Annotated in this window: 24 protein-coding genes; 9 read left to right on the forward strand and 15 right to left on the reverse strand. The window is 69.7% G+C overall.

Annotation, left to right across the window (positions count from 1 at the left end; translation table 11 throughout):
* Positions 1–315 precede the first annotated feature (315 nt).
* Positions 316–537, reverse strand: a complete 222-nt coding sequence (locus tag ACP4IX_RS26970) for a DUF397 domain-containing protein (protein ID WP_426557053.1) — start codon at positions 535–537, stop codon at positions 316–318.
* Positions 488–1,324, reverse strand: coding sequence for a helix-turn-helix domain-containing protein (locus tag ACP4IX_RS26975; protein ID WP_426557054.1), 837 nt, complete (start codon positions 1,322–1,324; stop codon positions 488–490). Before ACP4IX_RS26975 ends, ACP4IX_RS26970 begins: the two co-directional genes overlap by 50 nt.
* A gap of 120 nt (positions 1,325–1,444) precedes the next feature.
* Here ACP4IX_RS26975 and ACP4IX_RS26980 point away from each other — a divergent pair, with 120 nt between their 5' ends.
* Together ACP4IX_RS26980 and ACP4IX_RS26985 are read left to right on the forward strand one after the other, a co-directional pair.
* On the forward strand, positions 1,445–1,762 hold the full coding sequence (locus tag ACP4IX_RS26980; protein WP_426557056.1) for a hypothetical protein: 318 nt from the start codon (positions 1,445–1,447) through the stop codon (positions 1,760–1,762).
* A complete protein-coding gene (locus ACP4IX_RS26985; RefSeq protein ID WP_426557058.1) occupies positions 1,759–2,070 on the forward strand; it encodes a hypothetical protein in 312 nt (103 codons plus the stop codon). Before ACP4IX_RS26980 ends, ACP4IX_RS26985 begins: the two co-directional genes overlap by 4 nt.
* A gap of 11 nt (positions 2,071–2,081) precedes the next feature.
* Here the strand turns inward: ACP4IX_RS26985 and ACP4IX_RS26990 are convergent, their stop codons facing one another.
* From ACP4IX_RS26990 to ACP4IX_RS27015, 6 genes are all read right to left on the reverse strand, one after another.
* Positions 2,082–2,840 carry an ABC transporter permease gene (locus ACP4IX_RS26990; RefSeq protein WP_426557148.1) on the reverse strand — a complete coding sequence of 253 codons (759 nt, stop codon included), beginning with the start codon at positions 2,838–2,840 and terminating at the stop codon, positions 2,082–2,084.
* A gap of 35 nt (positions 2,841–2,875) precedes the next feature.
* A complete protein-coding gene (locus ACP4IX_RS26995) occupies positions 2,876–3,817 on the reverse strand; it encodes an ATP-binding cassette domain-containing protein (RefSeq protein ID WP_426557060.1) in 942 nt (313 codons plus the stop codon).
* Between the two features lie 109 nt (positions 3,818–3,926).
* Positions 3,927–4,568: a PadR family transcriptional regulator gene (locus tag ACP4IX_RS27000; protein WP_426523877.1), complete on the reverse strand. Its 642-nt coding sequence runs from the start codon at positions 4,566–4,568 to the stop codon at positions 3,927–3,929.
* Positions 4,569–4,592: 24 nt separating this feature from the next.
* Positions 4,593–5,141: a DinB family protein gene (locus ACP4IX_RS27005; RefSeq protein WP_426557062.1), complete on the reverse strand. Its 549-nt coding sequence runs from the start codon at positions 5,139–5,141 to the stop codon at positions 4,593–4,595.
* Between the two features lie 116 nt (positions 5,142–5,257).
* Positions 5,258–6,718 (reverse strand): aldehyde dehydrogenase family protein, encoded by a 1,461-nt coding sequence (locus ACP4IX_RS27010; RefSeq protein WP_426557064.1) that lies wholly within the window; start codon positions 6,716–6,718, stop codon positions 5,258–5,260.
* 74 nt (positions 6,719–6,792) lie between these two features.
* Positions 6,793–7,617, reverse strand: a complete 825-nt coding sequence (locus ACP4IX_RS27015) for a helix-turn-helix domain-containing protein (protein WP_426523931.1) — start codon at positions 7,615–7,617, stop codon at positions 6,793–6,795.
* A gap of 356 nt (positions 7,618–7,973) precedes the next feature.
* Here ACP4IX_RS27015 and ACP4IX_RS27020 point away from each other — a divergent pair, with 356 nt between their 5' ends.
* Positions 7,974–8,498: an ATP-binding protein gene (locus ACP4IX_RS27020; RefSeq protein ID WP_426523880.1), complete on the forward strand. Its 525-nt coding sequence runs from the start codon at positions 7,974–7,976 to the stop codon at positions 8,496–8,498.
* A 136-nt stretch (positions 8,499–8,634) separates the two neighbouring features.
* On the opposite strand, the gene ACP4IX_RS27025 is transcribed toward ACP4IX_RS27020, so the two are convergent.
* The 5 genes from ACP4IX_RS27025 to rpmG form a co-directional block, all read right to left on the reverse strand.
* Entirely contained in the window at positions 8,635–8,877 is a 243-nt protein-coding gene (locus ACP4IX_RS27025) for a DUF397 domain-containing protein (RefSeq protein ID WP_279564253.1), read from the reverse strand.
* Between the two features lie 291 nt (positions 8,878–9,168).
* Positions 9,169–9,414 carry a 30S ribosomal protein S18 gene (gene rpsR / locus ACP4IX_RS27030; protein WP_426523881.1) on the reverse strand — a complete coding sequence of 82 codons (246 nt, stop codon included), beginning with the start codon at positions 9,412–9,414 and terminating at the stop codon, positions 9,169–9,171.
* A gap of 4 nt (positions 9,415–9,418) precedes the next feature.
* Positions 9,419–10,666, reverse strand: a complete 1,248-nt coding sequence (locus tag ACP4IX_RS27035; RefSeq protein ID WP_426557066.1) for a CobW family GTP-binding protein — start codon at positions 10,664–10,666, stop codon at positions 9,419–9,421.
* Positions 10,663–10,917 (reverse strand): type B 50S ribosomal protein L31, encoded by a 255-nt coding sequence (locus ACP4IX_RS27040; protein WP_055418647.1) that lies wholly within the window; start codon positions 10,915–10,917, stop codon positions 10,663–10,665. The genes ACP4IX_RS27035 and ACP4IX_RS27040 overlap by 4 nt, the downstream gene beginning before the upstream one ends.
* 6 nt (positions 10,918–10,923) lie before the next feature.
* Positions 10,924–11,088 carry a 50S ribosomal protein L33 gene (gene rpmG / locus ACP4IX_RS27045; RefSeq protein ID WP_044382365.1) on the reverse strand — a complete coding sequence of 55 codons (165 nt, stop codon included), beginning with the start codon at positions 11,086–11,088 and terminating at the stop codon, positions 10,924–10,926.
* A 73-nt stretch (positions 11,089–11,161) separates the two neighbouring features.
* On the opposite strand from rpmG, the gene rpmB reads away from it, so the two are divergent.
* The 3 genes from rpmB to ACP4IX_RS27060 all read left to right on the forward strand — a co-directional run bounded on the left by rpmB (position 11,162) and on the right by ACP4IX_RS27060 (position 12,428).
* The gene (gene rpmB, locus ACP4IX_RS27050; RefSeq protein WP_426523883.1) at positions 11,162–11,398 is read left to right on the forward strand and encodes a 50S ribosomal protein L28; all 237 of its coding nucleotides are present in this window, start codon (positions 11,162–11,164) and stop codon (positions 11,396–11,398) included.
* A gap of 15 nt (positions 11,399–11,413) precedes the next feature.
* Positions 11,414–11,719, forward strand: a complete 306-nt coding sequence (gene rpsN, locus ACP4IX_RS27055; RefSeq protein WP_426523884.1) for a 30S ribosomal protein S14 — start codon at positions 11,414–11,416, stop codon at positions 11,717–11,719.
* 202 nt (positions 11,720–11,921) lie between these two features.
* Positions 11,922–12,428, forward strand: a complete 507-nt coding sequence (locus tag ACP4IX_RS27060) for a hypothetical protein (RefSeq protein ID WP_426557068.1) — start codon at positions 11,922–11,924, stop codon at positions 12,426–12,428.
* A 166-nt stretch (positions 12,429–12,594) separates the two neighbouring features.
* Here ACP4IX_RS27060 and ACP4IX_RS27065 read toward each other — a convergent pair whose 3' ends face one another.
* The gene (locus ACP4IX_RS27065; protein WP_426523886.1) at positions 12,595–13,734 is read right to left on the reverse strand and encodes a DUF2786 domain-containing protein; all 1,140 of its coding nucleotides are present in this window, start codon (positions 13,732–13,734) and stop codon (positions 12,595–12,597) included.
* Positions 13,735–14,011: 277 nt separating this feature from the next.
* Here ACP4IX_RS27065 and ACP4IX_RS27070 point away from each other — a divergent pair, with 277 nt between their 5' ends.
* The 3 genes from ACP4IX_RS27070 (at position 14,012) to ACP4IX_RS27080 (ending at position 17,426) form a co-directional block, all read left to right on the forward strand.
* Positions 14,012–15,703: a bifunctional 3'-5' exonuclease/DNA polymerase gene (locus tag ACP4IX_RS27070; RefSeq protein WP_426557070.1), complete on the forward strand. Its 1,692-nt coding sequence runs from the start codon at positions 14,012–14,014 to the stop codon at positions 15,701–15,703.
* 647 nt (positions 15,704–16,350) lie between these two features.
* The gene (locus ACP4IX_RS27075) at positions 16,351–16,986 is read left to right on the forward strand and encodes a DUF433 domain-containing protein (RefSeq protein ID WP_426557072.1); all 636 of its coding nucleotides are present in this window, start codon (positions 16,351–16,353) and stop codon (positions 16,984–16,986) included.
* Entirely contained in the window at positions 16,986–17,426 is a 441-nt protein-coding gene (locus ACP4IX_RS27080; protein ID WP_426557074.1) for a DUF5615 family PIN-like protein, read from the forward strand. The genes ACP4IX_RS27075 and ACP4IX_RS27080 overlap by 1 nt, the downstream gene beginning before the upstream one ends.
* Positions 17,427–17,565: 139 nt before the next feature.
* On the opposite strand, the gene ACP4IX_RS27085 is transcribed toward ACP4IX_RS27080, so the two are convergent.
* Positions 17,566–20,646 (reverse strand): N-6 DNA methylase, encoded by a 3,081-nt coding sequence (locus ACP4IX_RS27085; RefSeq protein WP_426557076.1) that lies wholly within the window; start codon positions 20,644–20,646, stop codon positions 17,566–17,568.
* Positions 20,647–20,737: the final 91 nt, after the last annotated feature.

A 20,737-nucleotide genomic window follows, 5' to 3' on the forward strand; every position in this document is an offset into this window, starting at 1 on the left:
TGACCACCACCCCGACCGGCCCCGACCTGGTGACCGGCGGAGACTTCGGCCTCGAGGCGTCGATCGTGCCCGTCATCATCAGCGTGCTGATCGCGATCCCCATGCTCATCGCCGCCCACCGGCGCGGCAACCTGGTCCCCATGCGCCGCGGGCAGGGCTGACCACCCGGAGCCTGCCGACCACGAGATCTCGCCCCGCTCAGCTACGAGCGGTGGCGAGATTCTCGTACCCTGCGCGCTGGACATGAGCCAATCGTCGACCGGCGCGTCAAGGGCCGGGCCCCGGACGCGATCGACCGCGTACGTCAGCGGGCGGTCAGGAGGGGAACTCGCCGCTCCTGACCGCCGTGACGAAGGCCGACCAGGCCGGGGCGGGGACGATTACCGCGGGGCCGTGGGGGTTCTTCGAGTCGCGTACGGGGACGCCCTGGCGGTGGCCGTCGAGGACTTCGAGGCAGCTGCCGCCCTGGTCGTTGCTGTAGGAGGACTTACGCCAGCCCGCCAGCGCTGCCGTGCTCGGTATGACTCGGTCGGTCATGACGTTCGCAGTCCCTTGCTGTCGCCCTGAGCAGAGCCAGGGATTCCTTCAGAGGCAGGGCGTTGCCCAGCGCGAAATCGTAGCGATGCTGAATTTCCCGGACGATGGACGGAGAGTCATGCACCCTTCCCATCCACAGGCCTTCACCGTAGGCCACCGGCGGCTGGTCCTCGAACCACATCAGCGTGAGCATATTGCTCAGCAGTGGGTGAACTCCCAGGGCAAATGGCAAGACGTGCACCTGGATCCGCCCGGTCTCGGCAAGGCGCACCAGGTGATGGAGTTGCTCCGTCATAACGCCTGGCCCGCCGATCCGGCGCCGCAGCACCGCTTCGTCCAGCAGCGCCCACACTACGGGCGTCACCGGATCGTCCAGGACCTTCGCCCGCTGCAGGCGTGTGACGACGAGCCTGTCACATTCCTCTTCACTCACCGGAGGGAACGACGTGCTCAGAACCGCACGCGCGTACCTTTCCGTCTGAAGAATGCCCGGGACGAAGGACAGGGCAAACTCCCGGATCATCACCGCTTGTTGTTCGAGTAGCCGGGCCGCCTCGAAGTAGTCGGCGACCGCTACGTCCTCCTGCGGCAGGAACCGGCTCAGCACATTCCCCGTGCCCAACGCGTTGTCCAGCCGTCGTGCGTCCTCCCGCGACGGGACCCGGCGTCCCGCCTCGATATGCGCGATGTGCGTTCGAGTCATGACCGCCGCCTCGGCCAACTGCTGCTGCGTCAGCCCCGCCGCCTCGCGCTGCTCCTTGAGCCAGTCGCCGTAGTTGGTGCCCACGAGATCAACTCCTTTGTGACAAATGCACTGTCACTACCAGCCCCCTGGCGAGCCTAATCCCGACCGTCTCACTCTGTATGTCGATCGCTACAGAACGCGACATCGACCACGGAGTCACACATGCTCGGCCTCATCGCCCGCCTCTTCGAACCGCTGCTCGGTCTCGTCGCTCCCGGTACGGGACGACGCCGGCTCGACGCGCGGGACGGATACGACTCTTCGCCCCCGCCCACCGAAGGACCGCTCCCGCGCCAGTTCGGCACACGTCCTCTTCGCGGTGAGGACCACAACCTCGTTCGCCCCTACGTCATCGCGCACGAGCGCCGAGAACAGGAACGGCGTCGACAAGCCCGACGCCGTTCCCTGCTGATCGCCCCACAGGGGGTCCACCTGCCCCCGCGCCCGTACCCGACGCACTGCCTGGGACTGACCGCATGACGCACCACGCCCCCACTCCCGCCCGACTCCTGCCCTGGGCAGGACCCGAGGGAAAGCCCTGCTATCTCCTGACCGACGGCAGCGGGCGCCTCTCCCGAGCCGCCGACACCGTCGAAAGCGTCCAACTCGGCATGGCCGGCGACCTCCTCGACCACGTGGCCGACATGCTGGACGACCCGGACGTGACGTCCGGCCAGCTCCGCTACGTCCTTGCCCGCCTGAGCGAGGCCCTGACCGACGTGAGGCGGATCGCGGAGAGCAGAGGTGCCCGGCTCCTCGCGCAGGCGGACGCCAGGGCGGGGCGCTGACGTCCCCGCGCTCACCGGCTGAGCCGCGCGAACCTCCCCACCGCCAGCGGGAAGAACACCGCGAGCAGGGCCAGGGGCCAGGCGATCGCCGCCCATACGTGGCCGGACTCGCCGCCGGGGCCGCCGAAGAGGTTGCGGACGGCCGTGGCGGTCTGGGACATCGGGTTCCACTCGACGACCGTGCCCAGCCAGCCGGGCATGGAGTCGGGCGTGGCGAAGGCGTTGGAGAGGAAGCCGACCGGCCAGACCAGGATCTGCACCGCCTGCACCATTTCGGGCTTGCCCGCCACCAGAGCCAGGAAGATGCCGATCCAGAGCATGGCGAACCGGAAGAGCAGCAGCAGGCCCACCGCGCCCAGGAAGGCACCCGGACCCCCCTGGGCCCGCCAGCCGAGCGCGTGACCGACCGCGATCAGCACGGTGAGACCGAGCGCCGACTGGAGCATGTCGGCGGCCGAACGGCCCACCAGGACCGCGCCGTTGATCATCGGCAGGGAGCGGAAGCGGTCGACGACGCCCTTGTTGAGGTCCTGGGTGACGGCGATCATGGTGCCTTCCAGGCCGAAGGCCATGGTGAGGGCCAGCATCCCGGGGACCAGGTAGTCGACGTAGTCACCGCTCACACCCCGGCCACCGCCGACCAGGTAGCCGAACATCAGCAGCAGCATGACCGGGAAGACCAGGTTGACGACGACCGTGACCGGCTGCCGTCCCCAGCGGGCCAGCTCCCGGCGGGTCATGGTCCACGAGTCGGTCAGGGCGTACGTCATGGGCTTCGGGACGGTGCCCGTGTTCACGCCGGTACTCACACGGCCTCCTTGGTGCGGTCGGTGAGGTGCAGGAACACCTCGTCCAGGGTCGGGCGGCGCAGGGCCACGTCCTCCGCCTCCAGGCCCGCCTCCTCCAGCGCCCATACGACGCCGCAGAGCGCCGCCATGCGGTCGGTGACCGGCGCGCTGAGCAGTCGGCGGTCGGGGTCGACGCGGACGCCGGTGAGCGGCAGCAGGGCGAGGGCGGCGCCGAGTTGGCCGGCGTCGCGCAGGACGACGTCGACGCGGTCGCCGCCGGTGGCGGCCTTCAGTTCGTCCGCCGTGCCGTCGGCGACGACCCGGCCGGCGTCGACGACCGAGATGCGGTCGGCGAGCTGGTCGGCCTCCTCCAGGTACTGGGTGGTCAGGAGTACCGTCGTGCCGCCGCCGACCAGGGAGCGGACCGAGTCCCACACCTCGGCGCGGCCACGTGGGTCGAGGCCGGTGGTCGGTTCGTCCAGGAAGAGCACCTCCGGTTCGGTGATCAGGGAGGCGGCCAGGTCCAGGCGGCGTCGCATGCCGCCGCTGTAGGCGCTGACCGGCTTGCGTCCGGTGTCGGTGAGGTCGAAGCGCGCCAGGAGTTCGTCGGCACGCGCGCGTGCCCGCCGGGCGCCCAGGTGGTGGAGGCGGCCGAACATCTCCAGGTTCTGCCGGCCGCCGAGTTCCTCGTCGAGCGCCGCGTGCTGGCCGAGCAGGCCGATGCGCAGCCGTACGGCGTACGGGTCGGTCACGACGTCGTGCCCGGCCACCTCGACCCGGCCCGCGTCGGGCCGCAGCAGGGTCGACAGGACCCGGACGAGCGTCGTCTTGCCCGCGCCGTTGGGACCCAGTACGCCGTGCACCGTGCCGCGCGTGACGGTGAGGTCGAGTCCGTCCAGCGCGTTCTTGCTGCCGTACCTCTTGCGTGCCCGTTCGACGGTGATCGCTGCGTCGGCCACTGCACCTCCCGGTTAGTCAAACTTGACTACTTGCCCAGGACCGTATCCCCGCCGAAGGGTTTAGTCAAACTTGATTAGCCGACGTTTTCCGACCGGCCGCCGTTGCCGGTCAGTCGCGGTCTTCGGAGTGCCGCTCCCGCGTCGCGTACGGGTTCTGCTCCCCCTCCCCCAGGACGCCGACGAACGGCTCGCCCTCCCCGGCGAACGTGTACGCGCCGCCGCGGATGCGCTCGATGAGCGCGCGGGTCCACTCGGCGCCGGTGTCGGCGGAGTGCACCCAGAAGTTCATGATCTCGCCGATGTGGCCGAGCTGCCCGGGGCCGGCCTCGGGCGTGTAGTACTCGGTGACGGACCTGCGCCACTGCCCGATGGCCCGGACCCGCTCCTCCAGGAGGGCGAGCACCTCCTCGCGCTCCAGGTCGACCATCAGGCCGAGTCCCGCCGAGAGCACGTCCGGCTTCTGGTCGTAGGCGGTGAGGGACGCGCGGAGGAGGCCGAAGTACTCCTCCGCGCCCCGCTCCGTGATCTCGTACTCCGTGCGCGGCGGGCCGCCGGCGGTCGACGGGGCGATCTCGTGGGCGTGCAGCAGGCCCTGCTTGGCCATCTGCTTCAGCGCGTGGTAGATCGAACCGGGCTTGGCGTTGGACCACTCGTGCGCGCCCCAGTACTCCAGGTCGTTGCGCACCTGGTAGCCGTGGGCCCGCCCGTGCTGGCGGACCGCTCCGAGCACGAGGAGACGGATCACTGACATGGGCCCAGGTTAGGCCGCGCCCGGTCATTCGAATGAGCTGCCCTGCTCCTTCGCCACCAGGTCCCAGGCCGTGGCACCGTCCAGCGATTCGCGGATGATGTCGGCGTGGCCGGCGTGCCGGGCCGTCTCCCGGATCAGATGGAGACAGAGCCAGCGCATCGAGACGCGCTCGTCCGGCGGGAACCAGGGATCGTTCGGCAGCGGGAAGGTGTCGTCGAGGCTGGACACCGAGCGGACGAACGCCTCCGTCCCGGCGGCGACCTCCTCCCAGTACGCCAGCTGCGAGGCGACCGTCTCGTCGCCGACCAGGACGAAGCACTCGTGCCAGTTCGACTCGTCCCGCGCGACGGCCGGCGGCTCCTGCTTCGCGCGGGCGATCCAGCCCTGCTCGACCTCGGCGACGTGCTTGACCAGTCCGGCCAGGGACAGCTCACTGGCGCTGGGCCGGGACGCCGCCTGCTCGTCCGTCAGGCCCAGCACCGAGCGGCGGATGCCGTCGCGCTGCTCCGCCAGGAAGGAGAGCAGCGCTCCGCGCTCGTCGCCCTGCGCTTCGGGTCGCACGTGAGTGACCATGACGGGCCGCCTTTCGTCGGGTCCGGGGACCTCTCCCCCGGCACCGACGACGCTACGGGCCCTTGCGGTCAGCTTCTGTCCGCAAGGGCCCGTCCGGAGAGGAGAAGCTCAGAAGCTCAGAACGGGAACCCGCTCCGGCCGTGCTGCACCGAGATCCACTTCTGTGTGGTGAAGGCGTCCAGCATGGTGTCGCCGTTGAGGCGGCCGACGCCGGAGTGCTTCTCGCCGCCGAAGGGCACGATCGGCTCGTCGTGCACGGTCCCGTCGTTCACGTGGAACATGCCGGTGTCGATCTGCTTGGCGAAGTTGACGCCGCGCTCGATGTTCCCGGTGTGCACGGCGCCGCTCAGGCCGTACGGGGTGTCGTTGACGAGGCGTACGGCCTCCTCCTCGCCGTCGAACGGAACGAGGAAGGCGACCGGGCCGAAGACCTCCTGCCGCAGCAGGGCGGAGTCGGCGGGCAGGCCGGTCAGGACCGAGGGCTCGACGAGGTTGTCCGTGGTCGTGCCGCGCACCAGGGCGGTCGCGCCCTCGGCGAGCGCCTGCTCCACGACACCGGACAGGGCGTCCGCCTGCGAGGAGTTGATCACCGGGCCGATGACGGTCGACGGGTCGCGCGGGTCGCCGGCCTTGAGGGTCTTCACCTTGGCGACGAACTTCTCGGTGAACTCGTCGGCGACCGAGCGGTCGACCAGGACACGGTTGGCGGCCATGCAGACCTGGCCCTGGTGGACGTACCGGCTGAAGACCGCGGCGTCGACCGCGTAGTCGACGTCGGCGTCGTCGAGGACCACCAGGGCGCTGTTGCCGCCGAGTTCGAGGACCGAGCGCTTGAAGTTGGTGGCGCAGACGGTGGCCACGTGGCGGCCGACCGTGTCGGAGCCGGTGAAGGAGATGACCTTCGGGACCGGGTGCTCCAGGAAGGCGTCGCCTATCTCCGCGATGTCGGTGACGACGACGTTGAGCAGGCCGCCCGGCAGGCCGGCCTCCTCGAAGAGCTTCGCGATCAGGGTGCCGCCGACGACCGGCGTGTTCTGGTGCGGCTTGAGGACGACGGCGTTGCCGAGGGCGAGGGCCGGGGCGACCGACTTCAGGGAGAGGAGGAAGGGGAAGTTGAAGGGGCTGATGACGCCCACGACACCGACCGGCACCCGGTAGACGCGGTTCTCCTTGCCGTCGACCGGGGACGGGATGATCCTGCCCTCGGGCGCCAGCGACAGGTGCACCGCCTCGCGCAGGAACTCCTTGGCGAGGTGCAGCTCGAAGGCGGCCTTCAGGCGGGTTCCGCCCAGCTCCGCGGTGATCGCCTCGCTGATCTCCGCCTCGCGGTCCTCCACGAGTCGCAGCACCTTCTCGAACACCGCGCGGCGCGCGTACGGGTTCGTCGCCGCCCACTGCTTCTGCGCGCGCTCGGCCGCCCGGTAGGCGGTGTCGACCTCGTCGACGGTGGCTATCGTGATCGAGGCCAGCTTCTCGTTGTCGTACGGGTTGAAGTCGATGATGTCCCAGGAGCCGGTGCCCGGGCGCCACTCCCCGTCGATGTACTGCTGGGCGAGGTCGGTGAAGTACGACGACATGTGATCCCTCAATCCCCTAGCTGCCGCAGCCGCCGCCAGCGAGCCGCCTGATGGATCGTCATCGTACTTATGTTTCAGGAGAGTTGGAGAAGCCCCCGCAGGAGGTCGCGGCTCTCGTCCGGCCCCGGGCTGTCCTGCTGGAGCTCCTTCAGCGCCGTCTCGTACTGGGTGACGTCCTCGCGCTTGTCCAGGTACAGCGCGCTGGTGAGCTGCTCCAGGTACACGACGTCCGACAGGTCGGACTCGGGGAAGCTGAGGATCGTGAACGCGCCACTCTCGCCGGAGTGCCCGCCGAAGCCGAACGGCATGATCTGCAGCCGCACATGGGGGTGTTCGGACATCTCGATCAGGTGCTGGAGCTGGCCGCGCATCACCTCGCGGCCACCGTACGGGCGGCGCAGCGCGGCCTCGTCCAGGACGATGTGGAACTCGGGGGCGTTCTCGGCGACGAGGTGCTTCTGCCGCTCCAGGCGCAGCGCCACCCGCCGTTCGACATCCGCCTCGCCGGCGCCCTTCATGCCGCGCCGGACGACCGCGCGGGCGTACTCCTCGGTCTGGAGCAGGCCGTGCACGAACTGCACCTCGTACACGCGGATGAGTGCGGCCGCACCCTCCAGTCCCACGTAGGTGGGGAACCAGCTGGGCAGTACGTCGGAGTAACTGTGCCACCATCCGGCGACGTTGGCCTCCTTGGCCAGGGACAGCAGCGAGGCGCGCTCCTGCTCGTCCGTGATGCCGTACAGCGTCAGCAGGTCCTCGACGTCCCTCGTCTTGAAGCTCACCCGGCCCAACTCCATGCGGCTGATCTTCGATTCCGAGGCGCGGATCGAGTAGCCCGCCGCCTCCCGCGTGATCCCCCGCGCCTCACGCAGCCGCCTGAGCTGTGATCCGAGCAGCATGCGCCGCACCACCGATCCGGGCTCTCCCGCGCTCACCTTCGCCAGCCTCCCCAACCGTCTCCAGGGCCCGAAGTCTGCCACTAAAACACTCCGAGCAGTACTCGCCCGATTACGGAAACGGAATCGAGCCAGCGGGAGCGCGCAGGATCATGCACGGAGGGGGCGGAAAGCGGTCGCCGAGCGAGGTGAAGGAGGGGCGAAGACGGCGGAAAAATTGACCAACAAGCGGTACGGGCAGGTCCATTTCGGTCACGTGCACGTGCATCTGCCCTTGCATCTGCGGTACGCATCGGAAACCATGGTCCCGCACCACCGCGCCGCATCGCTACGACCGCGAATTCCCGGGAGTGCCTCGCATGGGGACGAATGGATCGACCATGCTCGAGCCGTTACGGCAGGGCCTTCCGCCACTCGACCCCGCGGCCGTGTCCAACGCCGCCTCCTGCGCCCTGCCGCCGCGCTACGAAGCGGTGCGCGAGGCCCGGAGGTTCACCCGCAGAACGCTCGACGGCTGGGACACGGGCGACCGTTTCGACGACGTCTGCCTGGTGGTCTCGGAGCTCGTCACCAACGCCCTGCGGCACGCGCTGCCCGCCGACACCCCGCGGCACGGCGAGCAGAACGGCCCCGTCCGGCTGCACCTGATGCGCTGGACCGAGCGCCTGGTCTGCGCGGTGCGCGACCCCAGTCACGACAGCCCGGTGGCCCGTGAGACGGACGACTTCTCGGCGGAGTCCGGCCGGGGGCTGTTCCTCGTCGACTCCTTCAGCGACAGCTGGGGCTGGCACCCGCTCGCCGGGACGCTGAACGGCAAGGTGGTCTGGGCACTGTTCCGGCTCCGGAAGCCCGACGACATGACGGACCGGCCCGCCTACGAATAACGGTGACGACGAGCCGCGGCGCCGTTCCGCGCCGCGGCTCCGGTGGGGCGGCCCGCCGTCGACGCGCGGCACCGTTTGCGAACGAACCGCGACCGGCTCGCGGCCGGCTCGCACGCAGCTCGCGATCTGCTCGCGATCAGCTCGCGATCAGGTGGTCGAACTCGCCGTCCTTGACGCCCAGCAGCATGGCCTCGATCTCGGCGCGCGTGTAGACGAGTGCCGGACCGTCGGGGAAGCGGGAGTTGCGCACCGCCACGGCACCGTCGGGCAGCCGCGCGAACTCCACGCAGGAGCCCTGCGAGTTGCTGTGCCGGCTCTTCTGCCAGGCCGCGTCGTGCAGCTGCGTGGCGGCCATGCCGTTGTACACGTCGTGGTCCACAGGTCGCTCCCCGGTGGTGCACTGGCTGATGTGGCCATTGATGCTGTGGTCAACTGATCCGGATCATAACCCTGTTCCCGTGCAGATGCATGAGCAAATGCACGTGCACGCGCGGTGCTCCCGTGGTTACAGCCTTGACGGCCACTCAACTCGGAAGTCCTTGCTCTCTCTGACGCCCGCTCCCAGCAAGTCGTTCCCCGTATGCCCCCGCATTCCAAGAACATGCATCAACATGCAACAACACCGGGGGCCCGCTCGTGAGAGCGGGCCCCCGGTGCGGGGTGGCGCGGATCAGCGCACGGTGTACGGCAGCAGCGCCATCTCGCGCGCGTTCTTGATCGCCCTGGCCAGCTGCCGCTGCTGCTGGGACGTCACGCGGGTGACACGGCGGCTGCGGATCTTGCCGCGGTCGGAGATGAACTTCCGCAGCAGGTCGGTGTCCTTGTAGTCGATGTACGTCACTTCGGCCCGGTCCAGGGGGTTGGGCCGGTGCCTGGCGGACCTGCCGTCGCTCTTGCGGTCGCTCTTGCGGGGCATGGGGTCAGACCTCCAGGAGGGTGTCGAAGGCGGGCGGCAGCCGCTCCCAGGCGGCCTGCCCCGCGGCGTACTCGGCGTCGGTCAGCAGGCACGACTCCAGGAGTCGCTCCAGGCCGTCGCGGTCGAGGCCCGGGGACGTGAAGACCAGGTGCTGGCAACGGTCACCGTGCTCGGGATGCCAGTCCAGCGCGGCGGCGGCGCGGCGCACCGGAGGAACCAGCTCCCAGGCGGCGTCGGGCAGCGACGCGAGCCACGGCCCCGCGCTCTCCACGCACAGGGCCCCGCCCGCGGCGTCCCAGTGCAACAGCGTGTCCCCCTTGCCGGCGAGCCAGAACCGGCCCCGGCTGCGGGCGGCGGCGCAGGTCAGGTCCTCCAGCGCCGCGTACAGCCGCTCCGGGTGGAAGGGGCGGCGCCGGTGCCAGACGAGGGTGGCGACGCCGTGCGCGTCGGCCTCGGCGGGCAGCAGGGCGCAGGCCGGGTGCTGGGCCGCCGCCGCGGCCTCCACGTCGAAGCCCGCGAGGGCGGCCCGCGCCAGTTCGGAGGACGCGGGTGCGGAGGCGGGTACCGAGCCGGAGGCGGGTACGGAGCCGGAGGCGGGTGAGGGCGCGGGTGGTGCGCCCGCCGGGTCACCGTGGCCGATCGGGACCCGGCGGGCCGTCGGATGCAGCTGGGCCAGCAGTTCGCGGTCCTCGTCGTCGGCCTCCGGGGAGCCGGGCGGCGCATCGACGAGGGCGAGGACGGGGGCGTACTCCAGCTGGCGCGCGAAGGTGTCGGCGACGGTGCGCTGGTCGGTGGCCGCGGCGGCGAGGCCGCCCTCGGCGAGGTCGTCGCCGTTGCCGAGGTAGGGCAGCACCAGCGCCGGGGCGACGGCGGTGATCACGCCGGTGACGGTGAAGCCGCCGGCCGTCACCACCTCCGCCATGGCCTTGGGCTCGACGGAGTCCCACAGCTCGACGACCGCCAGCGGGACGCCCCCGGCGTCCGCGAGCCGCTCCAGTTCGGGGACGAGGTCCTCGCGCAGGGCGCAGCAGGCGCAGTCGTTGACCAGGGGCGCCTCACCGGCGGACAGGATGCCGGTGGCGTCCCGGACGGTCCGTACGACCGTGCCCTCGGTGGCCGTCGCCAGGTCGTGATGGAGGACGACGCTGCCGGGCACGTCGTTCAGCAGCCGGGCCACGGCCGCCCTGCGGGCGTCGGCGTGCAGTCCGCCGACGATCACCACCGGCAGGGCCGGGCGGTCCGGCCCGCTCATGCCCCGTCCCGCTTCCCGTACCGCCGCTCGAAGCGCTCCACGCGGCCGGCCGTGTCCAGGACGCGGGCGGTGCCGGTGTAGAAGGGGTGGCTGACGTTCGAGATCTCGACGTCGACGACCGGATAGGTGTGGCCGTCCTCCCACTCGATGGTGCGCTCGCTGGTCATGGTCGAGCGGGTGAGGAAGGCGTAGTCCGCGGCGCGGTCGCGGAAGACGACCGGGCGGTACTCGGGGTGGATTCCCTTGCGCATGGCGGGTCAGCGCTCCTCTCGGAAGTCGACGTGGCGGCCGGCGACCGGGTCGTACTTGCGCAGGGTCAGCCGGTCCGGGTCGTTGCGGCGGTTCTTGCGGGTGACGTAGGTGAAGCCGGTGCCGGCGGTGGACCGGAGTTTGATGACCGGACGGAGTTCGTTGCGTGCCATGGCTGCTATCTTACTGAAAATGACTTCCATTACCAGCTAGGGGTCGTACGACCCGAAGGAGAGGTACGTCACCGTGTCCGCCCACTGCATGCTGACCGGCACCCGGCCCGGCTTCGGCAACCGCATCTCCCACTCCCACCGGCGGACCTCCCGCCGCTTCGACCCCAACATCCAGACCAAGCGCTACTGGCTGCCGAGCGAGAGCCGGCACGTACGGCTGCGGCTGAGCACGAAGGCGATCAAGACGGTGGACGCGATCGGCGTCGAGGCGGCCGTGGCGCGCATCCGCGCGCGCGGAGTCAAGATCTGAAGGGCTGGGCAACCGATGGCGAAGAAGAGCAAGATCGCGAAGAACGAGCAGCGGCAGGAGACCGTCGCGCGGTACGCCGCGCGACGGGCCGAACTGAAGGAGATCATCCGCAAGCCGTCCTCGACGGCGGCCCAACGGCTCGCCGCCCAGGAGGAACTGCGCAGGCAGCCCCGCGACGCGAGCCCCACGCGCGTACGCAACCGCGACCAGATCGACGGGCGCCCGCGCGGTTACTTCCGCGTCTTCGGACTGTCCCGGGTGAACCTGCGCGGGCAGGCACACGCCGGGCATCTGCCGGGAGTCCGCAAGTCGTCCTGGTAGGCCGTCCTGGCGTGACTTGCTGGTAACTTGCGGCTGTCCTGTCCTGGGGCCGACCCGGCCGTCCGGCTACAGCTTGGAGCTTGCGGTGACGCTGGTGACTGCGGAGAGTACGGCGAGCACGGCAAGCACGACGAGTACGGCAAGTACGGCAAGCACGGCTGCGGGTGCGCGCGAACCGCGCCGACGGGCGGCCCGTCGGCCCGTGCGGGCCGCCGCCGTGGCCGTCGGGCTGATGGGCGCGCTGACGCTGACCGCGTGCACCGACGGAGGCGACTCCGACGACGGTGGCACGGGCGGTGGTGACAGGTCCTCGGCCGCGCCCGGCGCGACCGCGAGCGCCGGCACGGGCGGTGGCAGCGGCGGCGGCAGCGGCGGGTCGCCGTCCGCGACCGCGGGTGAACTGGAGGGCAGCTGGCTGGCCACCACCGACGGCCAGGCCGTCGCCCTGATGGTCACCGGTGACAAGGCCGCCCTCTTCGCCACGGGCGGGACCGTGTGCAGTGGCACCGCCGGCGAGGACTCCGGCACCCGGACGATCCGCCTGAAGTGCACCGACGGCAGTGACGACCGGGCGACGGGCACCGTCGAGTCGGTCGACGGGGCATCACTCAAGGTGGCGTGGCAGGGCGGCCTCGGCGAGGAGACCTACACCAGGTCGGAGGGCGGGTCCCCGCCGCCGGGTCTGCCGACCGCCGGTCTCGGCTCCTGAACGGAACGCGGACGGCCGGACGGCCGTAGCCGACGCGCGCACGGCCGTAGACAACGCTTGGGCGCCTGTCGGCACGGCACGGGCTCCCGCGAACGCGGCAGGGGCGCCCGTCGACGCGGCACGGGCGCCCGCCGACGCGGCATGAGAGCCCTCGCCCGGGTGGCGTCTAAGGCAGTGGTCGCCGACGGCCGACCCGGGCGTGGTCGGCCGCTCGGGTCCCCTCCGTCCAGCCCGCCGCGTCGGCGGCGCCGCGCAGGCGGGTCGTCGTCGTCTCCGGGAACATGCGCTCCAGGCGGTCGGTGACCGCGACCTCGCGGGAGGCGAGGACCGGCAGGAGGTCCACGTCCGCAGCCGTGCCGGCCCCGGCGGTGGCCGCTTCCGCCGCTGCCCGGAGCCGGGTCCCCGCGCGGTGGGCGTAGGCGGCGAGGAACGACTGACGGAAGGTCTTGGTCCGCTTGCGCCCGCCGGCCCGCTGCGCCGCCTCCGCCTTCGCCATCGCCGCCTCGGCCTGCACCAGCAGCGAGGTGTAGAGGAGTTCGACCGCCTCCAGGTCGGCCTCGAAGCCGACGACGGTGGAGAAGCCGAGGGGTTCGTTCCACACGGCCCTGCAGTGGTTGGCGTCGGCCACCGCGTCCAGCAGCACCGCCTTGGCCTGCTCGTACGGCGGCTCCACCCCGATCCGGCAGGCGCCCGGGGCGTCGGGCGAGGGAGCATGGGCCGACAGCAGCGCCTCGTCGACGCTGTGCCGGGCCATCAGCTCCTGCGCCTTGGCGCTGAGCGCCTCCGCCTCCTCCGGATACCCGGTCGCCTCCGCCTTGGCGAGCAGCGCGCGGATGCGGGCGAGGGCACGGGACTCGGGCCGGCCCTCCCGGCGGAGCCCCTCACCCGGCTCCCCCGCCTCCAAGGGCTCCAGGGCGGGCAGACGCAGCAGCAGGCGGTACAGCTCCAGTACGGCCGTGGCGTGCGAGAAGCGGTCGGTGCGGGCCGGCGCCTGGCCCGGCACGTCGGCGAGCTGCGCGGCCCAGCGGGGGCCTCGCGGACGGTCCTGCGGGGCCTGGGCGCGGATCAGCGCCGCGACCAGCCGTACGTGGACGTCGTCCAGCTCGCGCCGCACGATCCGTACGAGGTCGGCGGGCTGCCAGCCGCGCCGCCAGGCGGTCGCCACGAACTCCTCACCCCGCCGGGCGAGTTCCGCGTCGGCCGCCGGGTCGGCCGCGAGCAGCGAGGCGGCGGTGTCGAGGGCGTCGTCTGCGGCGTCGTACAGGGCGGTCTCGAAGGCACGGTCGACGGTGCGGGGCGTACTCACCCGGCGATGGTGCCACGGCCCGCCCGGCCCGCTCTCCCACCCCGGGGACGACCGTCAGCCGTCGGGAGACACCTGACGCCGACCCCGGAACCGACCGTCAGCCGTCGGGAGACACCTGACGACGACCCCGGAACCGACCGCCGGCCACGGCAAGGGCTGGGACCCCGGGCAGGAAAGGCCTGCGCCCCGGCCACCGCGAGGACTGCCCCCGGCCAGGGCGAGGACTGCCCCGGCCAGGGCGAGGGCCGTTGTCAGACCCCCCTGCGACACTCGCGTCATGGCCGACCGGTGGGCGCTCGCCGTGGCCGAGGACGGTGGCGTGGAGGTCGCCGCCCTCGGCCCCGACGGCCTGCCCGCCGGCCCGGTGCGGTGGGAGGCCGATCCCGCCGAGGCCGTGCGGAGCAGGCCGGATGTCGCACGCTGGGTGTGGCGGTCCACCGCCGAGGTGGCTCCGCGTCTGCTCGCCGCGGGGGTGCGAGTAGAGCGGTGCTACGACGTGGAGGCCGCCGAGACCCTCCTGCTCGGCCACGAGGGGCGGTACGGGGAGCCGCGCTCGGCCGCCGCCGCCCTGGCCCGGCTGCGCGGCGGCCCCGTGCCGCCCGACCCGCCGCAGCGCTCCGCCGAGCCGGGCGCCCAGTCCCCGCTGTTCGAGCCACGGGGCGTCCACCTGCCCCTCGACGACCTGCTCGCCGTCTACGCCGAGCAGCAGCGCCGCCACGACCGGGCCGCGCACCCCGATCGGATGCGGCTGCTGACGGCGGCCGAGTCGGCTGGGATGTTGGTGGCCGCCGAGATGAACCGCGCCGGACTGCCCTGGCGGGCCGACGTGCACCGCGAGGTTCTGCACTCGCTGCTCGGCGAGCGGTACGCGGGCGGGGGCGAGCCGCGCCGCCTGGCCGAGCTGGCGGAGGAGGTGTCCGCGGCGTTCGGACGCCGGGTGCGGCCCGACCTGCCCGCGGACGTGGTCAAGGCGTTCGCGCAGGCCGGCATCAAGGTCGGCTCCACCCGCCGGTGGGAGATCGAGTCGGTCGACCATCCGGCCGTGAAGCCGCTGCTCGAGTACAAGAAGCTGTACCGGATCTGGGTCGCCCACGGCTGGTCCTGGCTGCAGGACTGGGTGCGCGACGGACGGTTCCGCCCCGAGTTCCTGGCCGGCGGCACCGTCACCGGACGCTGGGTGACCAACGGCGGGGGCGGCCTGCAGATCCCCAAGGTGATCCGGCGGGCCGTCGTCGCCGACCCGGGCTGGCGACTGGTCGTCGCCGACGCCGACCAGATGGAACCGCGCGTGCTGGCGGCGATCTCCCGCGACCCCGGGCTGATGCAGGTGGCCGGCCGGGAGACCGACCTCTACCAGTCGGTGTCCGACCGCGCCTTCTCCGGTGACCGCGCCCAGGCCAAACTCGCCGTCCTCGGCGCGGTCTACGGCCAGACCTCCGGCGACGGCCTGAAGAACCTCGCCACGCTCAGACGCCGCTTCCCCGGGGCGGTGGCGTACGTCGACGACGCGGCACGCGCGGGCGAGGAGGGACGGCTCGTGCGCACCTGGCTGGGGCGCACCTGCCCGCCGGCGGCCGGCGCGGCCGACGGTGCCGAGGAGGCGGGCATGCCGCAGGACGCTCCCTCCGGCACCGCGGGCCGGACGCAGGAGTGGGTGCCCGGCTACGCCAGCACCGACGCCCGCGCCCGAGGCCGCTTCGCCCGTAACTTCGTCGTCCAGGGAAGCGCCGCCGACTGGGCCCTGCTGCTGCTCGCCGCGCTACGGCAGGCCCTCGCGGACAAGGCGGCGGAGCTGGTCTTCTTCCAGCACGACGAGGTGATCGTGCACTGTCCGCGGGAGGAGGCCGACGCCGTCGTCGCGGCGATCCGGGAGGCGGCGGAGCTGGCGGGCCGGCTGACGTTCGGGCGGACGCCGGTGCGGTTCCCGTTCACGACGGCGGTGGTCGAGTGCTACGCGGACGCCACGTGACCGGCGGACCCGGCTGTCACCGCCGCAGACCTCGGCGGCAGGACTGCGGAAGCTCGGCCGCCTCGCAGCGGACAGCCCATGAACCGGGAGGCCGGCTGGGCCTGAGCTTTCCGTCCGCCGGGAGCGTCCTGACGCCCCAACAGGGGAACGAATGGCTGAGGCGGGCTGGTGCCACGAACTGTCTGCACGGCCTTGTCCCCGTACGTGGTCCCGTAGGCCGCACCCGGCCTGCCCCTCGGCTCACGCAAGCGTGGCCACAGCACCTCGGCCCCGTGACACGTCCTGCCCTGAGAGCACAGAACCCCAGGTCACGGACTACGCGACCTGGGGTTTGATGGAGCCGCCTTCGGGATTCGAACCCGAGACCTACGCATTACGAGGGCCTGCAAGATCATGACGATGGATGCCGAGTCGTGGCGCTGAATCCTGTTTTTGCTGGTCAGCGCCACGCAGGCGAGAGTCACGTGCTCGTCCGGTTCGGCCCGTGCCAGCCTGTCCGCTCACGCACAGCTCACGCAGCCAGGGTGCTTCACCGCTTCGCCGCAGAGGATCTGGAGTGTCTGGGCCCTCGTCATTCTGTAGCGTTCCTGCTCGGGCAACTGGGATGATGGAGCCCCACAGCACTCGACCAGGATGGGAGGCAGCAGATGGCGTACTCGACCCGCATGGCTGCCGCCCTCTCGGGAGCGACAGTTGGACAACTGCGCACGTGGCGACAGGACCGTGGCAACGGACCGATTCTCCAGCCCGAGCTGGCAGCCAGGCCGGCCCTGTACTCCTTCCGCGACGTACTCGCGCTGCGCGCGTTCGCCCACCTTCGCCAGGACGTGTCGCTCCAGAAGATCCGCATAGCCCTGGCCACCCTGAAAAAGATCGGGGAGGTCGAACATCTATCCAGTTACTCCCTGGTGGTCGAGGGTGACTCAATTGCCCTCGCCGGACACGATGACCACGGCACCGACCTTGTCAAACGCCCTGGCCAACGGGTGATTGCCACCATGGCCGACATCCTCCAGGAGTTCGCTCCCAGGGCTGGCGTCGTTGTCCCCCACCTGCTCCAGCCGAAGCAGCACGTCACTGTCGATCCCGAGACCCAAGGGGGACAGCCCGTGATCACGGGCACAAGGACCCCCTTCGACACCGTCGCCGAGCTGATCGAGGACGGCATCCCGCCGGAGGAGATCGCCGACTATTACCCCGGTGTCACCGCCGAAGCAGCACGCGACGCTGCTTCCTTCGCGCTTTACGTGGACAGCTACAGCACGGGAGCGCGCGCTGCCTGATGCGGATCCTCATCGATGAGAACGTCCCCGTACAGGTGCTGGAGATACTCAGGCGGCTCCTCCCCGGGCATGAGGTCAAGCACGTCAGCGAGATCAAATGGGCAGGCAAGAAGGATCTCGCGCTTCTCCCCGATGCCGCGAGAAAGGGCTTCGATGTCTTCCTGACCAGGGACGCCCGACAGTTGGAGGACCCGTTGGAGACGGAGGCCATCAAGAAGTCGGCCATGCACCACATCCGCTTCAGCCAGGGACACAAGGGCATGGCCGGTCTGGGTCTGGCTATGGGAGCGGTGGTAGCAGCCGTGCCCGCGATCGTCGGCGAGCTCAACGAAGCAGACACACAGCAGCTGATTCACATCAAAGGCCTGAACCCAGCAAGCAAGCACCGCTTCGAGCGTGTGGACCCGTCCGTCTCACCGCCGCCCTATTGGCCACGCTAGACGAAGGACGCCTTCCCTCACATGCCAGTCCCGCGGCGGGAAGCCACGAAGACCGCCCGACTCAGGGCCGGACAAGTGTTCCTTCGTCCCTCAGTCGCATGAGGACGACGGAGGGACGAAGTATCGAAGACCAGCGATTTCATCCGATTAGTTCGATGACCAGTTGTTCCAGTTCTTCGGCGTCGGTAGAGCTGAGGAGAAAGTCACGCAGGGCCCGGCGGATCTGAATATAGCTCTTACCGCCCTCGAACTTCAGCTCCGCGATCCGCTGGGCCTCCGCCTCACCGATCTCCGCAATTCGTACGTGCTTGGCGTCGGTCGGATCGAAGTCCGGGATGGGCAGCTCCCATACGGCCTTGTCGATGTGTCGCTCATCCTTGCCGTAGGACATCAGCGGGCGCACGGCTTCGGTGAGGCGTGAGGTGTTGAGTAGCGCAAGGAGGTACATACCCTCCTGTCGGGTGGCGACCGTAGCCCAGTACAGGGAGTGCTCAATGACTGCATTCGGATCTTCCACCAGCGCGGCGGACATGTGCATTCCAGAGGCTCCGTACACCACTCGTAGAGGCGCACCGGGAAGCTGCTCGGTCAGCTTTTTCCGGAAGTTGAGCTGTTCGGCCAGGGAAAGGCGGGCGCTGGAGCGGTTTTCATCCCAGAGACGTTCGGCGTCGCGCCACCATTTGGCCAGGTCCGGGTATCGGTCGAGGTGGTCATGCTCACCATCCATGATGGTATTCGTCCCCTCGATAGGCAGGACGACCTTGTCGGCACCCATGATCCTGTAGGGAACGACGTGCTCCCCGAGCAGGATGGGGCGAACGAACTGCTTCTCGACCGTTCCTTCCCGGTCGGGCAGTTCCTTCCAGGGCTTCTTCTCCATCGTGCTGCGCTGCGAGCGGACCGAGACGCGACCGCCGCCGAGGCCGAGGGGACTGGCAGCCTGTTCCTGGACGAAAAAGAGGACCTTGGGAACGACGGTAGCCCCCTGCCCAAACCGGTCCCGGTACGGCGAGGTGATCAGCCCGTCCTTGGGGTAGCGCAGCTCACCTGCCTTCCGGGTGATCCAGCCCCTGGCGCGCTCCCAACGAGCGGCGCTCTTGGCGATCTTCCCAGTCCAAATTTCAGTCTGCCTGGGCAGAGCGACGGCGCTATTTCCCTGCTGACCGATGGCAAGTGAGCGGCGGCGGCCGAAGATGACGGCGGCCGCACGAGGGAAGAAGTGCGGACGTAGCCGGCGCAGGTCCCAGGAACCGGTGAAGTTGACCTTGACGGGGTGATCAGGGTCTGTCCATTCTCCGCTTCGGAAGCCCGTCCAGTAGGGACGATCCAGCACGGGATTGGGGACGACGAAGGCGAAGGAACCGCCCTCGCGCAGGTACTGCTGCACAGCGCGAGCGATGAACAAGCCAGAAAGGTCCTGATGGGTAGCGACCTCAAAGCCCTTCCACAGGCCGCGGGCCTGCATCATCTCCTTGAAGGTCGTCTGCATATCGCTTGGCATGTGCCGGTAGGACAGCCAGGGCGGATTTCCGACGAGGACGTCAACACGGTTTTCGGCGCGGGACAGCCACATAGGACGGGCCAGGTTACGAACATAGTAGGACCAAATGTGGTTACGGCCCTCGTCGACCAAGTCACACAGGACACGGAAGTTGTCCGTCAGCTCTTCTCGGTCATCCGAGCCAGAGACCCCATGTCGGTTGAAGAGCGCACTAAGGGAGGGAATCTTACCTTCACCCCGGTGCGGGTCGGCAGCCTTGTCAGCGAGCTCATTGACGATCGCGTCAAATCGGCTGGCATCTTGCAACAAGGCTTCTGAGAAGCGAAGTTCATTGGTGAAAAGCTGGTTGCCCGTGCCGGTTTGGATGACAAGGTGGCCATGGTCAATGAGGTCAGTGCGCTGATCCCACTGAAGGCTATCGCCCAGGTAGACGGGGACGCTTATCGGGCCGCGCTCCTCAGAGGTAAGCGTCTCGCGACCGATAGCGAGGAGATAGGTGACGCGGGCAAGCGCCACGGCGACGGGGTGGAGATCGATGCCCGCAACATGGTCGTGGAGCCCGTCCAGCGCCTCTCGCAGGGGCAGTCCGCTGTCCCGCGCAGCCGCCAGATAACGGCGGACGCCGTGGAAGAGGAACGTGCCGGAACCACACGAGGGGTCCATGATCCGCAAGTTCAGCGGATCAGGGACCGCCTCGGCCACTGTCGCTTCCGCCAGCCAGTCCGGCGTGTAGTACTCCCCTTGGTTCTTGCGGGTCTCCGCGGCGATCACCGACTCGTACAAAACCTTCAGCACGTCATGCTCGACCCGTGACCAGTCGAAGCCGGCCAGGCGACGAGACAGGTCCTGAACAAATCCCTCGCCACCTTCGATCTCCAGTGGCCAGCCGAAGAAGTCTGACTCGACCACACCCCAGATCCGCGCCTGCGTGAACAGCTGGCCATTGACCAGCGAGGCGGGCGGGGTGTCCTTCACATCGATGCCCATCACCGCGTGGGCGATGATCGAGGCGGTGTTCACTAGGAGCGTGTGTTCGATGAACAAGTCGTCGCTGTCCTCGAACTGAGCGCCCAAGGCACTGCGCAGCAGCCGCGACCACAGATCGCGCTTGAGCTGAACGGTCGGCAGACTCTTGTTCTCCTCGTACAGCGCGGTCAAGACCGCCTTGTCGATGGAGTGGGCGACACTGTCCGCTCCAAGCCGGGTTGCGATGGCATCTGGCGTAGGGATCGCGCCCTCGGACGTCGCTAGGACGCCTTCGAGCCACCGGACCAGGTCCAGCGACTTAACGTTGCGCTCCCGAGCATCGAAACGGTTGACCTCGTCCAGCTCGTTGTTGACCAGCGTGTAGGCGCGCCAGTCAGCACCATCGGTGAGAATGCCGACGTGCCGCCGCTCGCGCTGCTCGGTACGGGCTCGTACATACTTCGCCAGTTGCGCGACCGCGTCTTTGCGGATCTTTGGACGGCTGATGTCCTTCTTGACCTCTATGACGGTCGCGCCCATTTCAATATCGATGCGGTGGCCCGTACCACCGCCCACCTGTGCCTCCAGCACGGGGGTCAGGACATCCTGCTCACCGAGGTTCAAATCCGCATCCAGCAGGAACTGGCGGATGTCCGCCTGCAAAGTTGCTTCGGCGCGGACAGCCTTGCGCTCGATAACCCGCTTAAACACGGTTTCGAGTGCGGTCGGCGAAGGCGGGACTGAGAGCGTCACGGCGAGAGCTCCAAGAGCGTCAAGGTGTAAAGAGCAGCGAAGGGACGTCGTCCCGTTGGCCATTGTTGTGCAGGTGGTGCGTACCAGCACA

This window comes from Streptomyces sp. WG5 (genome assembly GCF_049974565.1).
Taxonomy (GTDB): domain Bacteria; phylum Actinomycetota; class Actinomycetes; order Streptomycetales; family Streptomycetaceae; genus Streptomyces.